20 protein-coding genes are annotated in these 21,124 nt (G+C 68.0%); 13 read left to right on the top strand and 7 right to left on the bottom strand.

Annotated features, from left to right (window positions below; genetic code table 11):
- The first annotated feature begins 158 nt into the window (after positions 1 to 158).
- Positions 159 to 842 carry an endonuclease/exonuclease/phosphatase family protein gene (locus ACAH41_RS29155; protein WP_370538754.1) on the top strand — a complete coding sequence of 228 codons (684 nt, stop codon included), beginning with the start codon at positions 159 to 161 and terminating at the stop codon, positions 840 to 842.
- A gap of 24 nt (positions 843 to 866) precedes the next feature.
- Here ACAH41_RS29155 and ACAH41_RS29150 read toward each other — a convergent pair whose 3' ends face one another.
- The 3 genes from ACAH41_RS29150 to ACAH41_RS29140 all read right to left on the bottom strand — a co-directional run bounded on the left by ACAH41_RS29150 (position 867) and on the right by ACAH41_RS29140 (position 3,853).
- A complete protein-coding gene (locus tag ACAH41_RS29150) occupies positions 867 to 1,058 on the bottom strand; it encodes a hypothetical protein (RefSeq protein ID WP_370538753.1) in 192 nt (63 codons plus the stop codon).
- Positions 1,059 to 1,140: 82 nt separating this feature from the next.
- Positions 1,141 to 2,073, bottom strand: coding sequence for a dihydrodipicolinate synthase family protein (locus ACAH41_RS29145; protein WP_370538752.1), 933 nt, complete (start codon positions 2,071 to 2,073; stop codon positions 1,141 to 1,143).
- A gap of 37 nt (positions 2,074 to 2,110) precedes the next feature.
- Complete coding sequence (locus tag ACAH41_RS29140) at positions 2,111 to 3,853, bottom strand: IlvD/Edd family dehydratase (RefSeq protein WP_325655482.1); 1,743 nt, start codon at positions 3,851 to 3,853, stop codon at positions 2,111 to 2,113.
- A gap of 150 nt (positions 3,854 to 4,003) precedes the next feature.
- On the opposite strand from ACAH41_RS29140, the gene ACAH41_RS29135 reads away from it, so the two are divergent.
- The 4 genes from ACAH41_RS29135 to ACAH41_RS29120 all read left to right on the top strand — a co-directional run bounded on the left by ACAH41_RS29135 (position 4,004) and on the right by ACAH41_RS29120 (position 8,072).
- The gene (locus tag ACAH41_RS29135; RefSeq protein ID WP_325655481.1) at positions 4,004 to 4,774 is read left to right on the top strand and encodes an SDR family oxidoreductase; all 771 of its coding nucleotides are present in this window, start codon (positions 4,004 to 4,006) and stop codon (positions 4,772 to 4,774) included.
- Between the two features lie 10 nt (positions 4,775 to 4,784).
- Positions 4,785 to 5,843: an aldose epimerase family protein gene (locus ACAH41_RS29130; RefSeq protein WP_325655480.1), complete on the top strand. Its 1,059-nt coding sequence runs from the start codon at positions 4,785 to 4,787 to the stop codon at positions 5,841 to 5,843.
- Positions 5,844 to 5,865: 22 nt separating this feature from the next.
- On the top strand, positions 5,866 to 6,270 hold the full coding sequence (locus ACAH41_RS29125) for a hypothetical protein (RefSeq protein ID WP_325655479.1): 405 nt from the start codon (positions 5,866 to 5,868) through the stop codon (positions 6,268 to 6,270).
- A gap of 344 nt (positions 6,271 to 6,614) precedes the next feature.
- Entirely contained in the window at positions 6,615 to 8,072 is a 1,458-nt protein-coding gene (locus ACAH41_RS29120) for a diguanylate cyclase domain-containing protein (protein WP_325655478.1), read from the top strand.
- A 160-nt stretch (positions 8,073 to 8,232) separates the two neighbouring features.
- On the opposite strand, the gene ACAH41_RS29115 is transcribed toward ACAH41_RS29120, so the two are convergent.
- Entirely contained in the window at positions 8,233 to 8,895 is a 663-nt protein-coding gene (locus ACAH41_RS29115) for a YitT family protein (protein WP_325655477.1), read from the bottom strand.
- Positions 8,896 to 8,974: 79 nt separating this feature from the next.
- Positions 8,975 to 9,811, bottom strand: a complete 837-nt coding sequence (locus ACAH41_RS29110; protein ID WP_325655476.1) for a thioesterase family protein — start codon at positions 9,809 to 9,811, stop codon at positions 8,975 to 8,977.
- Positions 9,812 to 10,061: 250 nt separating this feature from the next.
- Here ACAH41_RS29110 and ACAH41_RS29105 point away from each other — a divergent pair, with 250 nt between their 5' ends.
- Complete coding sequence (locus ACAH41_RS29105; RefSeq protein WP_325655475.1) at positions 10,062 to 10,859, top strand: PEP-CTERM sorting domain-containing protein; 798 nt, start codon at positions 10,062 to 10,064, stop codon at positions 10,857 to 10,859.
- A gap of 2 nt (positions 10,860 to 10,861) precedes the next feature.
- Here ACAH41_RS29105 and ACAH41_RS29100 read toward each other — a convergent pair whose 3' ends face one another.
- Together ACAH41_RS29100 and ACAH41_RS29095 are read right to left on the bottom strand one after the other, a co-directional pair.
- Positions 10,862 to 12,100, bottom strand: coding sequence for an MFS transporter (locus ACAH41_RS29100; protein WP_325655474.1), 1,239 nt, complete (start codon positions 12,098 to 12,100; stop codon positions 10,862 to 10,864).
- Positions 12,100 to 12,582, bottom strand: a complete 483-nt coding sequence (locus ACAH41_RS29095) for a MarR family winged helix-turn-helix transcriptional regulator (RefSeq protein WP_325655473.1) — start codon at positions 12,580 to 12,582, stop codon at positions 12,100 to 12,102. Before ACAH41_RS29095 ends, ACAH41_RS29100 begins: the two co-directional genes overlap by 1 nt.
- A 93-nt stretch (positions 12,583 to 12,675) precedes the next feature.
- On the opposite strand from ACAH41_RS29095, the gene ACAH41_RS29090 reads away from it, so the two are divergent.
- The 7 genes from ACAH41_RS29090 (at position 12,676) to ACAH41_RS29060 (ending at position 21,123) form a co-directional block, all read left to right on the top strand.
- Positions 12,676 to 13,260: a PaaI family thioesterase gene (locus tag ACAH41_RS29090; protein WP_325655472.1), complete on the top strand. Its 585-nt coding sequence runs from the start codon at positions 12,676 to 12,678 to the stop codon at positions 13,258 to 13,260.
- A gap of 126 nt (positions 13,261 to 13,386) precedes the next feature.
- Positions 13,387 to 14,349 carry a cytochrome c gene (locus ACAH41_RS29085; RefSeq protein ID WP_325655471.1) on the top strand — a complete coding sequence of 321 codons (963 nt, stop codon included), beginning with the start codon at positions 13,387 to 13,389 and terminating at the stop codon, positions 14,347 to 14,349.
- A gap of 19 nt (positions 14,350 to 14,368) precedes the next feature.
- On the top strand, positions 14,369 to 15,064 hold the full coding sequence (locus ACAH41_RS29080; protein ID WP_325655470.1) for a 3'-5' exonuclease: 696 nt from the start codon (positions 14,369 to 14,371) through the stop codon (positions 15,062 to 15,064).
- A 317-nt stretch (positions 15,065 to 15,381) separates the two neighbouring features.
- Complete coding sequence (locus ACAH41_RS29075; protein WP_325655469.1) at positions 15,382 to 16,407, top strand: FAD:protein FMN transferase; 1,026 nt, start codon at positions 15,382 to 15,384, stop codon at positions 16,405 to 16,407.
- 80 nt (positions 16,408 to 16,487) lie between these two features.
- Positions 16,488 to 19,625, top strand: a complete 3,138-nt coding sequence (locus tag ACAH41_RS29070) for a hypothetical protein (protein ID WP_325655468.1) — start codon at positions 16,488 to 16,490, stop codon at positions 19,623 to 19,625.
- The gene (locus ACAH41_RS29065) at positions 19,622 to 20,263 is read left to right on the top strand and encodes a hypothetical protein (protein WP_325655467.1); all 642 of its coding nucleotides are present in this window, start codon (positions 19,622 to 19,624) and stop codon (positions 20,261 to 20,263) included. The genes ACAH41_RS29070 and ACAH41_RS29065 overlap by 4 nt, the downstream gene beginning before the upstream one ends.
- Complete coding sequence (locus tag ACAH41_RS29060; RefSeq protein WP_370538751.1) at positions 20,260 to 21,123, top strand: SH3 domain-containing protein; 864 nt, start codon at positions 20,260 to 20,262, stop codon at positions 21,121 to 21,123. Before ACAH41_RS29065 ends, ACAH41_RS29060 begins: the two co-directional genes overlap by 4 nt.
- The last annotated feature ends 1 nt before the right edge of the window (position 21,124 follow it).

Below are 21,124 nucleotides of genomic sequence, written 5' to 3'. Positions count from 1 at the left end.
GGGATCGCGGTGATGGCCGCGCTCGGTGCGCAGATCGCGGATCTCGCCAGAAACGCCTCGTGGACGAATGCGGTGCTGCTGGCGCTGGCGATCACAGCGTGGATCGCGTTGTGCCTTGGCGTGCAGTTCCTGGTGACGTGGATGGCAGGACGAAGAACGTGACGGCCACGATGCGCATCATGACGTGGAATGTTCACGGCATCTTCCACCTCAATCCGGGTTTCGATCTGGACGGCGTTTGTTCCATCATTCGCCACTGGTCTCCTGATATCGTGGCGCTGCAGGAGGTCGATTCCCGCGGCAGAACCGATGATCCCTTTGCCCTGCTGGCAAAGGCCGTCGTCGACCACAGCGTCGATGCAAGATCGATCGTCACCGAGGACGGCGACTATGGCCAGGTGCTGTTGAGCCGCTGGCCGTTCGTCGAGCCGCCGAAAATCTCGGACGTGTCCTATCAGGAACGGGAGCCGCGCCGGGCTATTGCCGCGCGCATCTTGTCGGATCACGGCGAGGTCCGGGTCATTGCCACCCACCTCGGCTTGAGCATCCACGAACGGCACGCGCAGGCCAATGCCCTGGTCGATCTGGTGCAGCCGACGCGGACGCTGGTGCTCGGCGATTTCAACGATTGGTTCTGGGTGAAGTCGGTGAGGGGCGTGCTGGCGCGGATTTGCCCGGTCCGAACGCGCCTGCGGACGTTTCCCTCCCGATTGCCGATGATGCGGCTGGACCGAATCTATGCCTCGCGCGATCTGACGATCCGCTCGGCCTGGACCGATCGCAAGGCCCGTGCGTATTCGGACCATCTTCCCGTGATCGCGGATGTCGTGTTTCCGGAATAGAGGGTCTGCGTCAAGCAGGCTGGGTCAGGCCAGCCTGGCCGGGTGCTGCGTTCGGGGGTGGTGTTGATGCAGCAGCCTGGCCAGATCGTGACGCAGTTCGGACCGGTCGCGCATGGCGGTCTCGAATAGCGCTTCCTGGATGTCGCGCGGCATATCGCCCCAGACGACAATCGCGGCCTCGCCGAGCAAGGATGCAAAGTTCCGTTGTTCGATCATATCGCTTCTCCCCGATTTTTACGTTTGACCGACGCGAAGGTTCCGTTTCCCTGAGCTTTTGTGTCCGGCCGTGATGAAGGCGTTAACACCGGCCCCAGCGCAACACCACGGGATCGAGCTGGCGGGCGATTTCAACGAGACCGGCGCGCGCCGCCGGGTGGACCTTTTGCAGGGGATGGCGCACCGCCTCCGAGCCGATCACGCCGCCTTCCTGCATCAGGATCTTGGCGGCCTGCAATCCGCACTGGCGGTTCTCGTAGTTGATCAGCGGCAGCCAGCGCGCGTAAGCCGCCACTGCCTCTTCGCGCCGGCCGGCGGCGTAAGCGTCAACAATGGTTCGGATGCCGTCCGGGAACGCGCCGCCGGTCATTGCGCCGGTCGCGCCGGCGTCCAGGTCGGCCAGCAGCGTGATGGCCTCTTCGCCGTCCCACGGGCCTTCGATGTCGGCGCCGCCGATGGCGATCAGCTCGCGCAGCTTGCTGGCCGCACCGGCGGTTTCGATCTTGAAGTAGGCGACGTTCTCGATCTCGCGTGCCATGCGGGCCAGGAAGGGCGCGCTCAGCACCGTGCCGCTGACCGGCGCGTCCTGGATCATGATCGGAATGTCGATCGCGTCGGACAGCTGGCTGTAGAAGCCGTGGATCTGCGCTTCGGAGACGCGGATGGTGGCGCCGTGATACGGCGGCATGACCATCACCATGGCGGCACCCATGTCCTGGGCACGGCGGCTGCGCGCGGCGCAGATCTGCGTGCCGAAGTGGGTGGTGGTGACGATCACCGGCACCCGGCCGGCGACGTGTTCGAGGATGGTCCGGGCCAGCACTTCGCGCTCGTCGTCGCCCAGCACGAACTGCTCGGAGAAGTTGGCCAGGATGCACAGGCCGGTGGAGCCGGCATCGATCATGAAGTCGACGCAGCGCTTCTGGCTCTCCAGGTCCAGCCCACCTTGTTCATTGAAAGTCGTGGGCACGACCGGGAACACGCCCTTGTACCGCGCAGCTTGTGGAGTGCTCATGGTTTGTCTCTCAGGAAGTCAGAACTCGGGGCGAACATCAATGCGAGTGGCGCGGCACCGCGGCACCACGGCAGCCGACCAGGAAGTCGAAGTCGCAGCCCTGGTCGGCCTGCATCACGTGCTTCACGTACAGGTGGCGATAGCCGGTCGCGTCGGCCGGGTCGACCTGCTGCACCGCGGCCCAGGCGGCCAGCCGGCTCGCCAGCTCTTCTTCGGACACATCCAGGTGCAGCCGGCCGGTCTCGGCGTCCAGCTCGATCCAGTCGCCTTCCTGCACCACCGCGAGCGGGCCGCCGGCGCGCGCCTCGGGCGCCACGTGCAGCACCACGGTGCCGTAGGCGGTGCCGCTCATGCGAGCGTCGGAGATGCGCACCATGTCGGTCACGCCCTGTGCCAGCAGCTTGGGCGGCAGGCCCATGTTGCCGACCTCGGCCATGCCGGGATAGCCGCGCGGGCCGCAGTTCTTCAGCACCATCACCGAGTCGGGCGTGATGTCCAGGTCCGGGTCGACGATGCGTTCCTTGTAGTGTTCGAGGTTCTCGAAGACCACGGCTCGGCCGCGGTGCTTCAGCAGGTGGGCGCTGGCGGCCGAAGGCTTCAGCACCGCGCCGTTGGGCGCCAGGTTGCCGCGCAGCACGCGGATGCTGCCGTCCGGTACCAGCGGCTTGGTCAGCGGGCGGATCACCTCTTCGTCGTGGATGGCCGCATCCTTGACGTTGTCCCAGATGCTCTTGCCATTGGCCGTCAGCGCATTCGGGTGCGGCAGCAGGCCGGCTTCGCCCAGGCGACGCAGCACGCCGGGCAGGCCGCCGGCGTAATAGAACTCTTCCATCAGGAAGCGGCCCGAGGGCAGCAGGTCCACCAGCGTGGGCGTGCCGTGGCCGACCGAGGTCCAGTCGTCCAGTTCAAGGTCCACGCCAATGCGGCCGGCAATCGCCTTCAGGTGGATCACCGCGTTGGTCGAGCCGCCGATCGCGGCATTGGTGCGGATGGCGTTTTCGAAGGCTTCGCGCGTCAGCAGCTTGGACAGCGTCAGGCCTTCGTTGACCATCTCGACGATGCGGCTGCCCGACAGATGCGCCAGCACCTGGCGCCGCGCGTCCACCGCGGGGATGGCTGCGTTGTGCGGCAGGCTCACGCCCAGCGATTCGGCCATGCAGGCCATCGTGGACGCGGTGCCCATGGTGTTGCAGGTGCCGGCCGAGCGGGCGTGGCCGGCTTCGGCGGCGAGGAAGTCGTTGATCGAGATGGTGCCGGCCTTGACCTGCTCGCTGAGCTGCCAGACCGCCGTGCCCGAGCCGATGTTCTTGCCGTTGAGCTTGCCGTTGAGCATCGGCCCGCCGGTGACGACGATGGCCGGCACGTCGCAGCTGGCCGCGCCCATCAGCAGCGCAGGCGTGGTCTTGTCGCAGCCGACCAGCAGCACCACGCCGTCGATCGGATTGCCGCGGATCGACTCTTCCACGTCCATGCTGGCGAGGTTGCGCGTGAGCATGGCCGTGGGCCGCAGGTTCGACTCACCGTTGGAGAACACCGGGAACTCGACCGGGAAGCCACCGGCCTCCAGGATGCCGCGCTTGACGTGCTCCGCCAGCTTGCGGAAGTGCGCGTTGCAGGGCGTCAGCTCGCTCCAGGTGTTGCAGATGCCGATGATGGGCTTGCCCTGGAATTCGTGATCCGGGATGCCTTGGTTCTTCATCCAGCTTCGGTACATGAAGCCGTTTTTGTCGGCGGTGCCGAACCATGCAGCGGACCTGAGCTTGACGGGGGGCTTTGACATGAGGCTCTCTCAAACAGGAGTCGACATTAAAGTATGACTAATTATGGCACGTCACTCGGGTAAACCCTGAATCGCATGCAAGACTTCAAACTAAAGTATTACTAATAAAATGATTCCATCGTTCTGTAGCCCTGTTGGCGGAGTTCCCACATGACTGTTTTCGCGCGCTATCCCAGCCTGGCCGACCGCCGGGTGCTGATCACCGGCGGCGCCACCGGCATCGGTGCTTGCCTGGTGGAGCAATTCGCACAACAAGGCGCGGCGGTGGGCTTCATCGACATCGACGCCGCTGCGGGCAAAGCGCTGGCCGCGAAGCTGCAGGACGGCGCACGTCGGGGCCCCTACTTCGTCGCAGCGGACCTGACCGACACCGCGGCGCTGCAGCGCGCCATCCAGAGCCTGCGCGAGTCGCTGGGTGGCCGTTTCACGGTGCTGCTGAACAACGCCGCCAACGACAAGCGCCACACGCTGGAAAGCGTCACGTCAGAGCAGTGGGATGCAGGCCTGGCCGTCAACCTGAAGCACCAGTTCTTCGCCGCGCAGGCGGTGCTGCCCGACATGCGCGCCGCGGGTGGCGGCAGCATCGTCAACTTCGGCTCCATCAGCTGGAAGCTCAAGCAAGGCGGCATGCCGGCCTACACCACTGCGAAGGCCGCGGTGCAAGGCCTGACGCGGTCGCTGGCACGCGACCTCGGGCCGCACAACATCCGCGTCAACACCCTCGTGCCGGGCTGGGTCATGACCGAGAGACAGCTCGCGCTGTGGGTGGACGACGCGGCCCGCGCCGAGATCGCCAAGGGCCAGTGCATCAACCAGCCGCTGATGGCCGAGCACATCGCCCGCATGGCGCTGTTCCTCGCAGCAGACGACAGTGCGATGTGCACCGCGCAGGACTTCATCGTGGATGGCGGCTGGGTCTGAGCACTTCCCCATGACCACCCTCCTCTCCCGCCCCTACGGCACGCTGGCCGACGGCCGCACCGTCGACGAATACACGCTGGACAACGGCCAGGGGCTGGTGCTGCGCGCCATCACCTACGGCGGCATCGTCACCTCGCTGCAGGTGCCTGACCGCGCGGGCCGGCCGGCCAATGTGGTGCTGGGCTTCGACCAGCTGGACGACTACGTGCTGCGCAACCCGCACTTCGGCGTCATCGTCGGCCGCTATGCCAACCGCATTGCCGGCGGCCGCTTCACGCTGGACGGCGAAACCCACCAGCTGCCGCTGAACGACGGCCCGAACTGCCTGCACGGCGGCCCGCGCGGCTTTGGCACCCGGCTGTGGCAGGCCGAGATCGAGGGCGACGCGCTGCACCTGCGCTACCGCAGCGAACATGGCGAAGAAGGGTTTCCCGGCACGCTGGACCTCAGCGTGCGCTACCGGCTGGACGATGCGCAAGGCTGGCGCGTGGACTACGAAGCGCGCTGCGACCGGCCCACCGTCGTCAACCTCAGCCACCACGACTACTTCAACCTCGCCGGTGGCGGTTCGGCCGTCGGCCACCGGCTGCAGCTGAACGCCAGCCGCTACACCGAGGTCGACACCGCGCTGATCCCCAGCCGCATTGCCGATGTGGCCGGCACGCCGTTCGACTTCCGCAGCAGCCAGGTCATCGAAGCCCGGCTGCGCGAAGGCCACGAGCAGCTGCGCCTGGCCAGGGGTTACGACCACAACTGGCTGCTGGACGCGCCGCAGGACGGCCAGCTGCACCTCGCTGCCCGGCTGGAAGACCCGGCCTCCGGCCGCCTGATGACGGTGCACACCACCGAGCCCGCGGTGCAGTTCTACTCCGGCAATTTCCTGGACGGCACGCTGCGCGGCCAAGGCGGCCAGCTCTACCGCCAGGGCGATGGCTTGTGCCTGGAAACCCAGCACAACCCCGACTCGCCCAACCACGCCGCCAGCGCCGACTGGCCGACCACCGTGCTGCGCCCCGGCGAGGTTTTCCGCAGCAGCACCGTGCACCGTTTCTCTACACTGCCTGATTGACTGGCAGAAGATGGAGACCACCATGCCCAGCGTGTTCGACAAGCTGAACCTGAAGGCCCAGCGCGAGATCCTGGTGGTCAACGCGCCTGCGTCCTTCGAGCCGGCCTTGGCCACGCTGGCGGATGCCAAGGTACTGCGCGACCCGGCGGAGGTCCAGGCGGTCCATTTCGCGCTTGCGTTTGCCACGCAGCAAACCGAGGTCGATCGCTTGTCCGGGCTGCTGGCCGGCAAGGCCGAGGGCGACGCGCTGCTGTGGTTCGCCTACCCAAAAGGCACCTCCAAGCGCTACCGCTGCGACTTCAACCGCGACACCGGCTGGGCCGTGCTGCAGGCGGCGGGGTTCGACACGGTGCGTGCAGTGGCCATCGACGAGGATTGGACCGCCTTGCGGTTTCGACGCATGGCATTCATCAAGCTGCGGACTTGAATTGACCCAAGGATACCCACCCGAGTGGGCCGCGATTGACATTGCCATTCGCGGTTTTCGCGAACTCCTCCAGGCGCTCCCACGCCCGCAATGCAGCGGCCCACTCACGCCAGTCCCTGAATCACACGGCCCGAATCGGGACCTCATCGAACCGCGTGAACCATAACTGGGGGACAACGCTCACCCCATCCCCCAAAGGAGGGGAAAGGCGATTCGCGGATCAGGGACGGCAGCGCGCCAGGTGGCAAGTCGAGTGGAAGTGATCGCTGGTCGGACCGGGCGGCGTCGAGGATCGCAAGCTCATGCTTCAATGCGTGTCGGATCCACGCCCACGCGATGACCTCATGCTGATTGCCCCGCCCACCACTGACGAGACGCAGCGCCTGGCCTTGCTGCGTTCGCTGGACCTGCTGGACTCCGCACCCGAGCCCGCCTTCGACACACTGACACGGCTGGTCGTCCAGCTGCTGCAGGTGCCGGTGGCGCTGATCTCGCTGGTGGACGAGCAGCGCCAGTGGTTCAAGTCGCGGGTCGGGCTGGAGGCCACCGAAACACCGCGCGACATCGCGTTTTGCGCCCATGCCATCCATGGCGACCTGCCCTTCGTGGTGCCTGATGCACGGCTGGACCTGCGCTTTGCCGACAACCCGCTGGTGACCACCGAGCCGCAGGTGCGGGCCTATGCCGGCATCACGCTGCGCAGCAGCCAGGGCCACGCCCTGGGCACCTTGTGTGCCATCGATCACAAGCCGCGCGAGTTCAGCCCGGCCGAGCTGCACCTGCTGACGGAGCTGGCCGGCAATGCGCAGCGCGAGATCCAGCACCGCGAGGCTGCGGTGCACGCCCGCCAGCAGGCGGACTCGCTGCAAGCAATGCTGGCGCAACAGGTGGCCGAATGCACCGCCGAGCTGCAGCGCTCGGAAGCGGCCCTCGCCAGGCTCAACCACGAACAAGGCCTGATGCTGGACAACGACCTGGTCGGCATCGTCAAGCTGCGCCAGCGCCGCATCGTCTGGCACAACCGGGCGATGGCCCGCATGTTCGGCTACCGCCCTGGCGAGCTGACGAATCGCCCCACGCGCGAGCTCTACCCCAGTGAAGCCGCCTACCAGGCACTGGGAGAAGCCTCGCATGCCGTGCTCAGCCGCGGCGACAGCTACCGCGTGCAACTGCAGCTGGTGCGCCAGTCGGGCGAGCCGATCTGGGTCGACATGGCCGGCACCTTGCTGTCGGCAGAGACCGGCGAGTCGCTGTGGCTGCTGCAGGACATCAGCGCGATGCGGCTGCACCAGGAACAGGTCGAGCAAATGGCCTTCCACGACCCGCTGACGGGACTGCCGAACCGGCTGCTGCTCCAGGACCGGCTGCGCCAGGCGCTGGCCACCGGCAGCAGGGCACACGAGCGCGTGGCTGTCTGCTTCATCGACCTGGACGGCTTCAAGGCCGTCAACGACAGCCAGGGCCACGGCGCGGGCGACGAAGTGCTGCAAATCGTCGCGGCCAGGCTGCTGGCCTGCGTGCGCGGGCACGACACCGTGGCCCGCATCGGCGGCGACGAGTTCGTGCTGGTCTTGAGCCGGCTGGCGGCGCGCGAGGAATGCGACCTGGTGCTGGACCGGGTGCTGGCCGACATCAAGCAGCCAATGCAGCTGGCCGACGGCAGCGAAACCACGCTCACGGCCAGCATGGGCGTGGCCTTCTATCCGGAAGACGGCCTGGACCCGACTCGCCTGCTGGCCACGGCCGACGACGCCATGTACCGCGCCAAACAGTCCCGGCGCGAACGCCTGCGCCCACGCTGAGCCAGCGCAGCAACAGCTGGTCAGGCGCGTGGCCGCGGTCCCGGGCGACCACCTGGTGGAACCGCGTGGCAACACGCGCCATGTGAACAACCACAAGCCGGCCGGATTCGGCGGCCTGGGCCCAGCGCCTGGAGCGCGGGCTCAGCGTGTTCCACTGAGTTCAGCTGCCGGTGTAGCGGCCCGGCCGGTGGTTGATGTAGATGAAGCTGCTCATCACCACCGCGCCCAGCACCGAGTAGATCGCCCGGTCGCGCGGCAGGATCAGCGCGGCGATCAGCAGCACGCTGATGTCGATGGCCATCTGGACCTTGCCGGCACGCCAGCCTTTGACCTGCTGGAAATACAGCGAGACGATGGTCGCACCGCCCAGGCTGGCCCGGTGGCGTGCGAGAAACAGGCAACCCGAACCCAGCAACAGCCCGCCCAGCACCGCGGCATAACCAGGGTGCAGCCGCTCGATGGCGAACAGCCGCGGCGAGTACTCGGTCATCAGCGACAGCGCCGTCACCGCCACGAAGGTCTTCAGCGTGAACTCCGGCCCCATGCGCTTCCACGAGAAGCCGTAGAACGGCAGGTTCACGACGAAGAACCACTTGCCGAAGCTGTAGCCCGTCAAGTGGCTGAGCACAAAGGCCGCGCCCGCGGTGCCACCGGTGATCAGGCCCACCTGGGCAAACAGGATCAGCGCCAGCGAGACGAACAGCGTGCCGGTGAAGATGGCCTGCGTGTCCTCGAACAAGGTGTGCGGCTTGTCTGTCAGCGGTGCGAGTGCCTCTGCCGTGCGTTTCGCGGTTGGAGTGTCGGGGGTGTCTACAGTCGCCATGCGGGCATTGTGAGCAGGAAGCATGCCGCGCCACCGCCCTGCCCCACCCCGCCAGCCGGCCGGCGCGGTCACCGCAGCTTCACTCTCGGTAGTAAACCATCTGGTGCGTGCTGGCGAGCAGCTGGCCGCTGTCGCTCCAGACCTCGGCCGTCTGGTCGAAATAGCCGTTGCGAAAGTTCAGTGCCTTGGCCACGCCCAGCACCGGTCGCTCGCCCTGCGCGGCCAGCATCGCGGCGTCTGCATGGAAATACGTCGTCAGCGTCACGGTGCCGATGGGCACGAACAGCCGGCGGCGCATGAAGACACGCGGGAAAAAGCAGTCGCAAATGGCGGCCAGCGACGCGAAGTCCAGCGGCCGGGCCGGTTCGTCGCGCACCCAGAAGCAGCTGTGCGAACTGGCGTGCTCCTCGCCGTCCATGGCCTCGGGCAGGCCGCCGGTGACAAAGCGCATGTCATAGCGCTTGAACCAGGGCGGGCGCCGGGCGCCGCCGGCCCGCGTCAGCGTGTCGGGTGACGGCGGGTTTGCGGGCGGCCGCACGTCCGGTGCCGACCAGGTCTCACGCCGCCACGCCAGCACCGCCGTCGCAGTGGCCGCCACGGCGCCGCCTTGCAGCAGCTCCACCGCCCAATGCTGGGTCGACCGATTGGTGCGTGCCGCGCGGGCCACCAGCTCGAAGCCACCGTTCTCGATCGCGCTGGCGTAGTTGACGGTCAACGCAATCGGCTCGCCCTGCCGCTCAGGGTGCTGCAGCACCGCGTTCAGCAAGGTGGCCGCCGTCGTGCCACCAAACGGGCCCACCATGTTGGCGTAGGCCGGGCTGGTGGCGCCGCGGAAGTGCCCCACAGGGCCTCCGCCCGGCAGCAGCGTGATGGCTTGGTCGAACGAATGGACGAAAGGCGGTTCTGGCAAGGACATGTTGGAGGCGAGGGGAATTCGGAAGCGAACCCCAGTTTCATCCCGACTGGCGGCCAAGGCCTGTCACCAAGGCGTCTTGCCAGTGCCGATCGTGGCCTTCATGCGCTGGCCGAGCGCTGCATGCACGTTGCCCGCATGCCCCTAATTCGTGATGCGGCCAGGCCTTGTTGCCAGCCCCCTCTCGCTCCTACATTGCGCCAGAGCCATGCTGCACCGGCTCTCCGCGTCTTTTTCTTCGACAGGAGCCTGCATGCGCACTTTCACCCTCCGCACCTTGAGCGTCGTCTTCGCGGTCGCCACGGCCGTCTTCGCCGCTGCCCCGGCACGGGCCGATGTGGTGTCGTTCAACTTCACCGGCCAGATCAGCGACTCGGTGCTGCAGACCGGCATCTACCAACCGCTGGTGAGCAGCAACATGCCTGCGGACTGGCTGGGGCAAACGGTCAGCGGCTCGATCCGCATTGACCTTGGCCCCAGAGCGCCCACGGTGCTGATCCCGGGTCAGATGAGCCAGTTGTCCAACAATGCCAGCTACCCTGCGACCGACTGGATGACGGTCAGCATCACCCAGCCCGACGGCTCGACGCTGCTCATTCCATCCTCTCCGGCGCCCGATCCCTACCCGGAAGGCGAAGGCAACAACGCCTACTCGCACCTGATGAACAATGCCGTGTTGAATGGCCAGCCTGCGCAGGACGGCTTCTCGGCGAACCGCTTTCTAAGCAACGGCCAGACCTACCCGCAGCAGCTGTTCCAGCTCGAACTCGTCTCTACCGGCGCGAACAACCTCAGCCTGGTCGATTCGATCGACTATCGCAAAGCGGTGTTCAATCCCGCGCAGGCCAACTGGACCAACTACGGCGTGGTCGACAGTTTTTCATCGCTGACCAGCGGCTACCGCTATGCCTTCACCGTGCTGTCGCTGAGCAGCACGGTCAGCGCAGTGCCAGAGCCCACCAGCACAGCGATGATGGGGATCGGCCTGGCGGCGCTGCTGTGGTTCGGCCGCCGCCGACGCGGCGATGAAACAGGCCTCGCGGCAGCCTGAGCTCAAGCCGGCTGCGCTGCCGGCACCGCCACGCGCGATGCCTCGCGGATCGGCAAGTGCATCAGCGCGGCGCCAAAGGCCAGCACCGCGTCGGCGTAGAACATCCAGGTGTAGTTGCCTGTGGCTTCGAAGGTCTTGCCGCCCAGGTAGGCGCCAAGGAAGCCGCCGACCTGGTGGGCCAGCATCACCACGCCGAACAGCGTGCCCATGTGGGCCGGACCGAAGAAGCGGGCGACCAGGCCGGCCGTGGGCGGCACGGTGGACAGGAAGCTCACGCCCATCACCGCGGCGAAGACCAGCATGCCGGCGCTGCTCTTGGGCGACAGCACGAAGACCAGCACCGCCACGCCGCGCACCAGGTAGATCATCAACAGCAGCGACTTCATGCGCCAGCGCCCGCCCTGGAAACCGATGGCCCAGCCGATGCCGAAGCTGCCGACGATGTTGAACAGGCCGATTACCGCCAGCGACCAGGCACCGACCGCGGCCGGTAAGCCGCAGGACACGACGACACCTGGCAGATGCGTGGCCAGGAAGGCCACATGGAAGCCGCAGACCATGAAGCCGCCGGAGAGCAGCAGGAAGCTGCGGTCGCGCAGCGCGCGGCGCAGCACCTGGCCTGTCGGCTCCACCGGCGCCGCCGCAGGCGCACCGACCGCCGCGGGCCGCTTGCGCAGCACCCACGCGGCCGGCAGCGCCATCAGCGGCAGCACCGCGAGCAGTTGCAGCGCCGAGACCCAGCCGGCAGCGGCCGTCATGCCCTGCGCGATCGGCGCGAAAACGAACTGGCCAAACGAGCCACCGGCGTTGACGATGCCGGTCGCCATGCCGCGCCGCTCAGGCGGCACCAGCCGCGTGGTCGCGGCCATCAGCACCGAAGGCCCGGCCATGCCGGCGCCACCCGCGGCCAGCACGCCAATCGCCAGGATCAGCCCCGCGCTGCTGTGCATCAGCGGGATCAGCGCGGTGCCGGCGCAAACCAGCAGCACACCCAGGATCAGCACCCTGCCCGGGCCGTAGCGGTCCGCCACCAGGCCGGCGAAGGGCTGGGTCAGGCCCCACCAGAGCTGGCCAAACGCAAAGGCCAGGCTGATCTGCGCCAGGCCCAGGCCGGTCGAGCTGTTCAGGTTGCCGAGGAACAGGCCCATGGACTGGCGCGCGCCCATGGTCAACGCGAAGGTGCCGCCAGCGGCCAGCAGCACCAGCCAGACCGCGGGCGAGGTGGAAGAGGATGTCTTCATCAGGTGGGCTCCGGTGTGTCGTTCATCAGCTGGATCACTTCGTCCAGCAAGGCATGCAGGCGGGCCACGCGTTCGGCGCCCATGCGTTGGTTGAAGGCCAGCTGCGCCCGCTTCCAGGACTGCCGGGCTTGCTGGCGCTTGGCCTGGCCGGCGTCGGTCAGCGAAATGCTGCGCGAGCGCGCATCGGCGCCCGGGCCCATCTGCACCCAGCCCTGCGCGACCAGCGGCTGCAGGTTGCGGGTCAAGGTGGAAGGCTGCAGCGCCATCGCGGCCGCCAGGTCGGCCGGCCGCACCGGCCCCATCGCGGCAATGTGGCCGAGCAGCGAGTACTGCGAAGTCTTCAGCCCGGTCTCTTTCTGGATCACGCCGTCGAAATGCAGGCTGACCAGCCGATCGGCCTGGCGCAGGCGCAGGTTGCTGCAGCCGCGAGGCAGCGCGGGTGGCTCCGCCAACGCAGGCGGCTCGGTCGCAGGGCGTTTCATGCGAATAATTGTAGCCACAACTGTTGTATCTACAATTATTATCGAACCCACGCCGCTTCCGGCTTGCCATCCACGCCCTTCCAGGAGACGCCCATGCCCGCCGACATCAACCCCCTCTGGCACAGCATTGCCGCCCTGTCTGCCGACACCGCGGCCGACACGCTGGTCCGTTGGCAACAACAGGAAACCGAAGTCCGGCGCCAGCTGTCGCAAGGCGGCGTGGCCCGGCCTGGACAGCTGCAAGGGCTCAGCGGGCTGCAGGTCTTCGAAGGCATCAGCAAGGGCGAGCTGCCGTACCCGCATGTCAGCGAAGGCGCGGACATCTGGCCCATCGAATACGAAGCCGGCCGCTTCGTGTTCCAGGGCCACCCGCCGCAGCGCTTCCTGAACCCCATGGGCACGCTGCACGGCGGCTGGATTGCCACGATGCTGGACTCGGCGGTGGGCTGCGCGGTGCACACCACGCTGCCGGCCGGCGTGGCCTACACCACCGCCGAGCTGAAGATCAGCTACCTGCGGGCGCTGACGCTGAAGGTGCCGCTGGTGCGCGCCGAAGGCCGCATCATCAGCAGCGGCCGGCAGCTCGGTTTTGCCGAAGGCCGGCTGTATGGGCCGGACGGCAAGGTCTACGCCCATGCCACCACCACCTGCCTGGTGATGACACCTTCAGCGGGATGACGCCTCACGTGCATCCGATGAGGGATGCGCGCGCCGCGGCCTGCCGCGACACTGCCCACTTGCCCGCCCGCGTCAACCCGCTGCCGGCGGTTCGTGGCCAGTGGTCGAAGGCAGATGCGAGCAGTGGTGGAGACAAATGCCGGCGAGCAGTGGGCTGGCAGCCAGCATCGGCAGGCAATCTCTGCCCTGGCCGGGCTGTTGCTGCTGGCCTTGCTGGCGCTGCTGGCCGTCTGTGGCTGGGCCCTGCAGCAGCATGACCAGAAGCGCTTGCGCGTGATCAGCCTGCCGGCCTACCCGCTGGCACTGCATGACGACAACGCCAGCCTGGCCCGTGGCCGTTACCTGTACGACACACGCGGCTGTGCCGGCTGCCATGGCCAGCAAGGCGAAGGCCGGTTGTTCATCGACGACCTGCTGACCGGCCAACGCGTCGCCAGCCCGAACATCAGCCCCGGCCCGGGCAATGTGGTCGCCGGCTACCAGCCTGCGGACTGGGAGCGCGTGCTGCGCCACGGCGTCAAGCCCAATGGCCAGCCGGTGCTGCTGATGCCGTCTGACGACTACAGCCGCCTCAGCGACGATGACCTGGCCTCGCTGGTCCAGTACCTCAGGCAGCTGCCGCCGGTGCCCGGCCGCGCCGCCGTGCTGGAGCTGCCCACCTCGCTGCGGCTGCGCCATGGGCTGGGCCAGTGGCAGGACGCAGCCGAGAAGATCGACCACGCCCGCCCGCCCGAGCCTGCCGAGCCCGAAGCCCTGAGCGTGGGCTACGGCCGCTACGTGGCCCAGGCCTGCACCCGCTGCCATGGCGCGCAGCTGACCGGCGGCCGCGACGACACCAGCCAGCCCTGGGCGCCCAGCCTGGCGCCGGACCTGCCAACTGCCACAGGCTCAGGCAACCGCAGCGGCATGTCCGCCTATGCCGACCCTGCGCTGTTCCGCCGGCTGATGCGCACCGGCACCCGGCCCGACCACAGCGCCGTCAGCCGCAGCATGCCTTTCGAATCACTCAGCCAGATGAGCGACCTGGAACTGGACGCCTTGCAGCTCTACCTGCGCAGCCTGCCGGCCAGCGCCACGGCGCTGCCCTGAGGCCCGCGACAATGGCGGCATGCTGAGCCCGTCCGCCACCGACCGCCAAGACACCGCCTCCTCCTTCGACCCAGGCACCGCGCCCGCCGCCGAAACCATCGCGGTGATCGACTTCGAGACCACCGGCATGGCCGGCCAGGGCGCCCGGGCGACCGAGATCGCCGCGGTGCTGGTGAGCGGCGGCCGGATCGTCGGCCAGTACCAGAGCCTGATGCGCAGCGGCGCCTGGGTGCCGCCTTTCATCGAGCAGCTGACCGGCATCAGCAACGCGATGCTGGCCGATGCGCCGCCGGCCGAACATGTCATGCACGAGGTGCTGGCCTTCACCCGCGGCTGCCCGCTGGTGGCCCACAACGCACCCTTCGACCGCAGCTTCTGGCGCGCCGAGGGCGCGCTGGCCGGCGCCAGCGAAGACCCGGCACACGACGAATTCGCCTGCACCCTGCTGCTCAGCCGCCGGCTCTATCCCGAGGCGCCGAACCACAAGCTGGGCGGCCTGGCCGAGCACCATGCGTTGCCGCGTGAAGGCCGCGCCCACCGCGCCTTGTCAGACGCGTTGCTGACCGCCCACCTGCTGCTGCGCATCCAGGCCGACGTGCTCGCGCGCCATCCCGGCCCAGCCATTCCTGACGAAGCCGACCATGGCCTGCTGCGCCGGCTGCAGCGCCTGCCGCGCCGTCGCATGGAACGTCGCCTGCCGGCCGATTGGCGCTGAGGCGCGCCCTGGACCGGCGGCCTGCCGCCAGCAACGAGCGGTTACCGGCCCTTGCCGGCGCTGCTGTAAAGTGAAATCAAATTGCCGGCATTGACCTGAAACGTCGCCCTCACGCGCCGATCTTCCAGGGATGACCGGCATGCGGGCGGTCCGGACGACCACCGCGCGGGCCGGCCCCACACCGGCAACGTGCACCGCCCATGTCTGCAGGCGTGCCGCGGCCATCGCCCGAGCCGCCGGCCCTTTGGTTTGGGAGTAGTACCTGTGTCTTGCCACCCCTGCCGCGTTGTGTGGCTGCCGCGCCTCGGGCCGAAGACATGGGACTGTTGAGCGCACTGCCGGCCGCCTGGCGTCGCAGCGCCCGCTCCGCCCCAGCCACCCCGCCCACAGTCGCCCCGGCACCCGCCTCGCCTTCGGATGAGCCCGGCTGGGTCAAGGCCGAGCAGGCCATCATGGGCACGGCCATCAGCGCCGAGCTGTGGTGCGAAGACCCGGACCAGGCCCAGGCGGCGCTGGCCGCGGTGATGGCCGAGATGCACCGCATCGACGCCGCGATGAGCCCGCACAAGCCCGCATCCGAACTCTCGCGCATCAACCGCGAGGCGGCCGAGCATGCGGTGCCACTGAGCGAGGAAATGGCCGGCCTGATCGCCCGCGCGCTGCGCTTCTCTGAACTCTCCAGCGGCGCCTTCGACATCAGCTACGCCAGCGCCGGACAGCTCTACGACTACCGCGCCGGCACCGCACCCAGCGACGCGGCGCTGGCGCCAGCCCGTGAAGCCATTGGCCACCGCGGCCTGCTGCTCGACCGGGCGAACGGCACGCTACGCTTCGCCAGGCCCGGCATGCGCATCGACCTCGGCGGCTTCGCCAAGGGCCATGCGGTGGACAACGCGATTGCGCTGCTGAAAGCACGCGGCATCCGCCATGCGATGGTTGCCGCCGGCGGCGACAGCCACCTGCTGGGCGACCGCCGCGGCCGGCCGTGGATGGTCGCCGTGCGGGACCCGCGCCAGGCCGGCGCCAACATCGCGGTGCTGCCGCTGCAGGACGTGGCCATCTCGACCTCCGGCGACTACGAGCGCTTCTTCATCGCCGGCGACGGCCGCCGCCACCATCACCTGCTGGACCCGCGCACCGGCCGTTCGGCCGAAGGCGTGCAAAGCGTGACCATCCTGGCCGACGACGGCCTCACCACCGAAGCACTGTCCAAGGCGGTGTTCGTGCTGGGCGCCGCCGCCGGCCTGAAATTGATCGACACGCTGCCCGGTGTGGATGCTGTGATCGTCGATGGAAACGGGCAGTTGCACTTTTCCGGCGGATTGCGCCAAGCCGGGCACTGAATCTGCATCGTCAGCATGGTTTTTCCTCGCCTGACGTTCTTTGTCACCTCCTCCGCGCGCCCCCTATGCGAAAGCCCGTCATGAATCCAGTTGTTGACCTGCGCACCCGTGCCGCGACGGCTTTCGCCCTGCTCATCGCCAGCGTGCTCGCCGGCTGCGGCGGCGGCAGCACCAGCGGCGACTCGACGCTGACCGTCAACGGCGACGTGCCGCTGGTCTACGTCAAGCGCGTGAACACCGTCGGCCTGAACCCCACCGATGGCACCGGCTTCGCTGAAGGCGGCGACCTGATGCTGCGGGAGAAGTCCTCACCCAGCGCGCCCGAGCACAACCTGACCACGCTGATCACCCAGGGCAAGGGCGACGCCTCCGACCCCGAGGTTTCGTACGACGGCAAGAAGGTCATCTTCTCGCTGCGCTGCCCCACCAGCAACACCTCGCTGGTCAACGGCCAGCCGGCCTGCACCGGCCACTGGAACATCTGGGAATACGACATGACGACCGGCGGGCTGACCGCCGGCACCTTCCGCCGGCTGACCAGTTCGACCACTGATGACGACGTCGACCCGGTCTACCTGCCAGGCAACCGCGGCTTTGTCTTTGCGTCGAACCGCCAGGCCAAGTCCCACCTCAGCCAGGCACTGGACCGCAGCTACTACGCGCTGGACGAATACGAGCGCGAACGCACGCTGAACATCCACAGCATGGATGTGGACGGCAACAACATCGTGCAGCTGACCTTCAACCAGAGCCATGACCGCAACCCTGTCGTGCGGCCGAATGGCGACGTGATGTTCTCGCACTGGGACCACGTGGGCGGGCGCAATCACTTCAAGGTCTTCCGCATGAAGCCGGACGGCACCGACCTGTTCGTCCTCTACGGCGCGCACAGCGAAGGCAACAGCTTCCTGCACCCGCGCGACATGGACCCCAAGGGCGCCTACGCCGGCCAGCTGTCCACCGACCTGATGCCGCTGTCGCGCACCCATGAAGGCGGCGCGCTGATGCGGGTCGACGTGGCCAACTATTCCGAGCAGAACACCCCTGCCAACCCCAGCGTGCCGACGCAAGGCGGCCAGGCCCAGATCACCGACCAGTTGCTGGAGATGGACCGCGGCCTGTCCAGCTACGGCCGCGTCACCACGCCTTACCCGCTGTGGGACGGCACCGACCGGCTGCTGGTCGCCTACCGCCCCTGCGAAGTGACACGCGACGGCAACGTCGTCTCGTGCGCCACGCTGACCGCCGACGAGATCGCCCGCCTCAGCGACGACGGCCGCGGCCGCGACGCGGCGGCCGCCGACACGCTGCAGGACGACGTGCCGCCGCCGTACGCCATCTACATGTTCGACCCGGCCAAGCAGACCTGGCTCAACGTGGCCTCGCCCGACGCCGGCTTCATGTACACCGACCCGATCGCGTTGCAGGCCCGCACCGAGCCGAATGCTACCGACGCCACCCCGGTCGACAGCAGCCTGGCCTCCCAAAACCTGGGCCTGCTGGAAGTCCGCAGCGTCTATGACACCGACGGCCTGGGCCGCATGGGCGACGCCGTGCTCGGCGCCACCGACCTCGGCGAGAACTGCAGCGCTGCCATTCCCAAGACCGCGCCCACCGACCCGCTGGACACCCGCTCGCAGGTCGCGGACCTGGTCAAGATGAAGGACCCGGCCGACCCGGCCTACCACTGCTCTCCGGCCCGCTTCGTGCGCGCCACGCGTGCGGTGGCGCCACCCTCGGGCAGCATGGGCTTGCGCCAGGCAATCGGTGAAACCGACTTCGAGCCGCAGCAGATCCTGGGTTACGCGCCGATCGAGCCGGACGGCTCGTTCAAGCTCACCATCCCGGCCGACACCCCAGTCGCACTGGCCATCATCGACTCGCAAGGCCGCGCGTTCCAGACCCACACCAACTGGATCCAGGTGCGCCCGGGCGAGCGCCGCACCTGCGATGGTTGCCACAGCCCGCGCCGCGGCGGCTCGCTGAACTCCGGCACCGTCGTCAACACCGTGCCCGAAACGCTGCGCAGCGCACTGACCGCCGGCCGCGCCTCCGGCGAAACGCTGGCCGGCACCCGCACCCGGCTGGACCCCGAAGCGCTGAAGCTGGTCTCCGACCTGATGTATGCCGACGTGTGGGCCGACACCACCCAGCCCGGCATCACCGCCCGCCAGGCGATCTCGCTGCGCTACACCGGCAACGACAACAGCGCAGACGACCTGGTCACCGCCGCACCGACGCGCGGCATCATCAACTACGTCGACAACATCCAGCCGCTGTGGACCCGTGCCCGCGGCACCGACGGCGCACTGACCTGCACCGCCTGCCACAACGCCGCCAGCACGACCAGCAAGCTGGACCTCAGCGCCACGCTGGCCGGCAGCGGCCGCCTGGTCTCGTACGAGGAGCTGCTGATCGGCGACCCGGTGCTGGACCCGAAGACCGGCCTGCCGCAGACGCACCTCGAAGAAGGCGTGCCCATGGTCACGCGCCAGGCCGCGCTGGTGCAGAACGACGCCAGCGAAGGCAGTGCGCTGGGCCTGGCACGCAAGAGCCGGCTGATGGAAATCCTCTCCGGCCAGAAGCTGATGGCCAGCGGCGACGCCTTGACCTCCCACCCCACGCCCGCGTCGCCCGCACCCGACCATGCCACCCTGCTCAACGCAGCCGAGAAGCGCCTGGTCGCCGAATGGATGGACCTGGGCGGCCAGTACTACAACGACCCCTTCGACGCCAGCAGCGGCGTGCGCACCGTGGCCACGCTGGACGAGAAAGCCTTCGAGGCCAGCATCCACCCGATCCTGATGGCCAACTGCGCCAATGGTTGCCACATGGCCATCGGCAGCAACGCGGCCAAGGACTTCCACGAGAACAAGTTCGTGCTCACCGGCAGCGAGGAAGGCGACTTCAACGTCTCGCTGTCGATGATCTCGGACGTCTGCTCGCCGGCCACCAATCCGCTGATCTCCCGGCCGTCCACCATTCCGCACCCGGCTGCCGCCGCCAGCCAGGCACAGGCCGTGCTCCCGGTGGACAGCAGCACCTACAACGCCATGGTCGCGTGGATTGCCGCCGGCTGCAGCAACCCGGCTGCGGCCAACAAGCACAAAGCCAGCAAGGACAACGGCAAGGCCATGATCAAGGCCTCGACCAGCCTCAAGCCCGCAACCGCTACCACCACGGCCTCGCCCACCGGCACCCGGATCTCTGCCCGATGAACCTGTCGTTCCCGTTGTTTCGCACCCGCCGGCGCCCGAGCTGGATGACCTGGCTGGCCGGCATGGCCGTGGTCGCCACCGGCAGTGCCCTGCTCGCGGCCTGTGGCGGCGGCGGCCCGCTGGGCAACCCGCCAGACATCACCAATCCACCCGGCGCCACCGGCGAGAAGCTGTCCTTCGCCTACTACCAGAAGTGCATCCAGCCCATCCTCGAAGCGGCGCTGGCAGCCCCTGACGGCAGCAACCACACCAACACCTGCGCCAGCGGTGGCTGCCATGACAACACCACCGGCACCGGCGGCGCGTTGCGCGTGGTCGGCGGCGCACCGGCGCAGGACCTGAGCCAGTCGGCGGACGTGCTGCGCACGACGGACATGTACCGCAACTTCTATTCGGCCCAAGGCGTGACGCTGCCTGGCAATGCCGACGACAGCCGGTTGTTCGACAAGCCCTTGCTGAAGAACGTACTGCACGGCGGCGGCCTGATCTTTGCGAGTGAGTCCGATCCGAATGCGCAGAAGATCCGCTACTGGATCTCCAACCCCGCGCCGCAGGGCCAGGACGAATTCAGCACCGCCTCCTACAGCATGTTCACGCCCGCCGACCCGGCCACCGGCACCTGCAACACGACCCCATGAGCTTTTTCTCCCGTCTGGGCGGTGTGACAGGCCTTGCCGCACAGCTGACGATTTTGGTCGCCCTGACAGCTTCGGCCGCCTCCGCAGTGGCGCAAACTGTCATGCCGGCAGTCGACGCGCCAGAGGCTGTGCCATCGGTCGGCATTCCGCAGCCCCTGGTCTGGGTCGGCGCAGAACCCGGCCGTGACGACAAGGTCGAGATCGTGCAGGTCCAGGTGGCCTACGTCGAGATGCGCAGCGGCCCGGGCCGCGGCTACCCGATCTTCTACGTCGCCAAGCGCCAGGAGTGGCTGCGCATCGAGCTGCGCCACACCGATTGGTACCAGGTCCGCACCGCCAACGGCAAGCTCGGCTGGGTCCAGCGCGGCCAGCTGGAGAACACCGTGGTGGCCGGTGGCGACCAGCTGTTCCGCGACGTGGTGCTGGGCGACTACCTGAACCGCAGGGTCGAGCTGGGTGCCGCCTGGGGCCGCTTCAAGTCCGAACCGATGATCCGCTTCTGGACTGCGTACCGGATGTCCGACACGCTGAGCCTCGAGGGCTCGCTGGCCCAGGTGCAGGGCGTGTATTCGGGCAGCACGCTGTGGCATGTGGACCTGATGGCCGAGCCCTGGTCCGACCAGCGCCTGTCGCCGTATTTCGCGGTCGGCGTGGGCCAGTTCAAGAACATCCCGAACCAGAGCCTGGTCGAGTCGCAGACCACCGATGCCAAGCTGGCCGACATGCGGCTGGGCCTGCGCTGGCACCTGACCGACCGCTTCGTGCTGCGGCTGGACGGCACGCTCTACACCGCCTTCCTGTCGCAGCAGCGCACCGGCGAATACCGCGCGTACTCCGCAGGCCTGTCGTTCTTCTTCTGAT

This window comes from Ideonella sp., assembly GCF_041287625.1.
GTDB lineage: Bacteria > Pseudomonadota > Gammaproteobacteria > Burkholderiales > Burkholderiaceae_C > Ideonella.
This window is presented reverse-complemented; position numbering and strand designations above follow the sequence as displayed.

Coding starts and splice junctions, on each gene's coding strand:
- ACAH41_RS29070 (WP_325655468.1), top strand. CDS start 16,488: ATGAATCCAGTTGTTGACCTGCGCACCCGTGCCGCGACGGCTTTCGCC.
- ACAH41_RS29110 (WP_325655476.1), bottom strand. CDS start 9,811: ATGTCCTTGCCAGAACCGCCTTTCGTCCATTCGTTCGACCAAGCCATC.
- ACAH41_RS29060 (WP_370538751.1), top strand. CDS start 20,260: ATGAGCTTTTTCTCCCGTCTGGGCGGTGTGACAGGCCTTGCCGCACAG.
- ACAH41_RS29125 (WP_325655479.1), top strand. CDS start 5,866: ATGCCCAGCGTGTTCGACAAGCTGAACCTGAAGGCCCAGCGCGAGATC.
- ACAH41_RS29115 (WP_325655477.1), bottom strand. CDS start 8,895: ATGGCGACTGTAGACACCCCCGACACTCCAACCGCGAAACGCACGGCA.
- ACAH41_RS29135 (WP_325655481.1), top strand. CDS start 4,004: ATGACTGTTTTCGCGCGCTATCCCAGCCTGGCCGACCGCCGGGTGCTG.
- ACAH41_RS29140 (WP_325655482.1), bottom strand. CDS start 3,853: ATGTCAAAGCCCCCCGTCAAGCTCAGGTCCGCTGCATGGTTCGGCACC.
- ACAH41_RS29100 (WP_325655474.1), bottom strand. CDS start 12,100: ATGAAGACATCCTCTTCCACCTCGCCCGCGGTCTGGCTGGTGCTGCTG.
- ACAH41_RS29145 (WP_370538752.1), bottom strand. CDS start 2,073: ATGAGCACTCCACAAGCTGCGCGGTACAAGGGCGTGTTCCCGGTCGTG.
- ACAH41_RS29150 (WP_370538753.1), bottom strand. CDS start 1,058: ATGATCGAACAACGGAACTTTGCATCCTTGCTCGGCGAGGCCGCGATT.
- ACAH41_RS29080 (WP_325655470.1), top strand. CDS start 14,369: ATGCTGAGCCCGTCCGCCACCGACCGCCAAGACACCGCCTCCTCCTTC.
- ACAH41_RS29120 (WP_325655478.1), top strand. CDS start 6,615: ATGCTGATTGCCCCGCCCACCACTGACGAGACGCAGCGCCTGGCCTTG.
- ACAH41_RS29105 (WP_325655475.1), top strand. CDS start 10,062: ATGCGCACTTTCACCCTCCGCACCTTGAGCGTCGTCTTCGCGGTCGCC.
- ACAH41_RS29065 (WP_325655467.1), top strand. CDS start 19,622: ATGAACCTGTCGTTCCCGTTGTTTCGCACCCGCCGGCGCCCGAGCTGG.
- ACAH41_RS29075 (WP_325655469.1), top strand. CDS start 15,382: ATGGGACTGTTGAGCGCACTGCCGGCCGCCTGGCGTCGCAGCGCCCGC.
- ACAH41_RS29095 (WP_325655473.1), bottom strand. CDS start 12,582: ATGAAACGCCCTGCGACCGAGCCGCCTGCGTTGGCGGAGCCACCCGCG.
- ACAH41_RS29090 (WP_325655472.1), top strand. CDS start 12,676: ATGCCCGCCGACATCAACCCCCTCTGGCACAGCATTGCCGCCCTGTCT.
- ACAH41_RS29130 (WP_325655480.1), top strand. CDS start 4,785: ATGACCACCCTCCTCTCCCGCCCCTACGGCACGCTGGCCGACGGCCGC.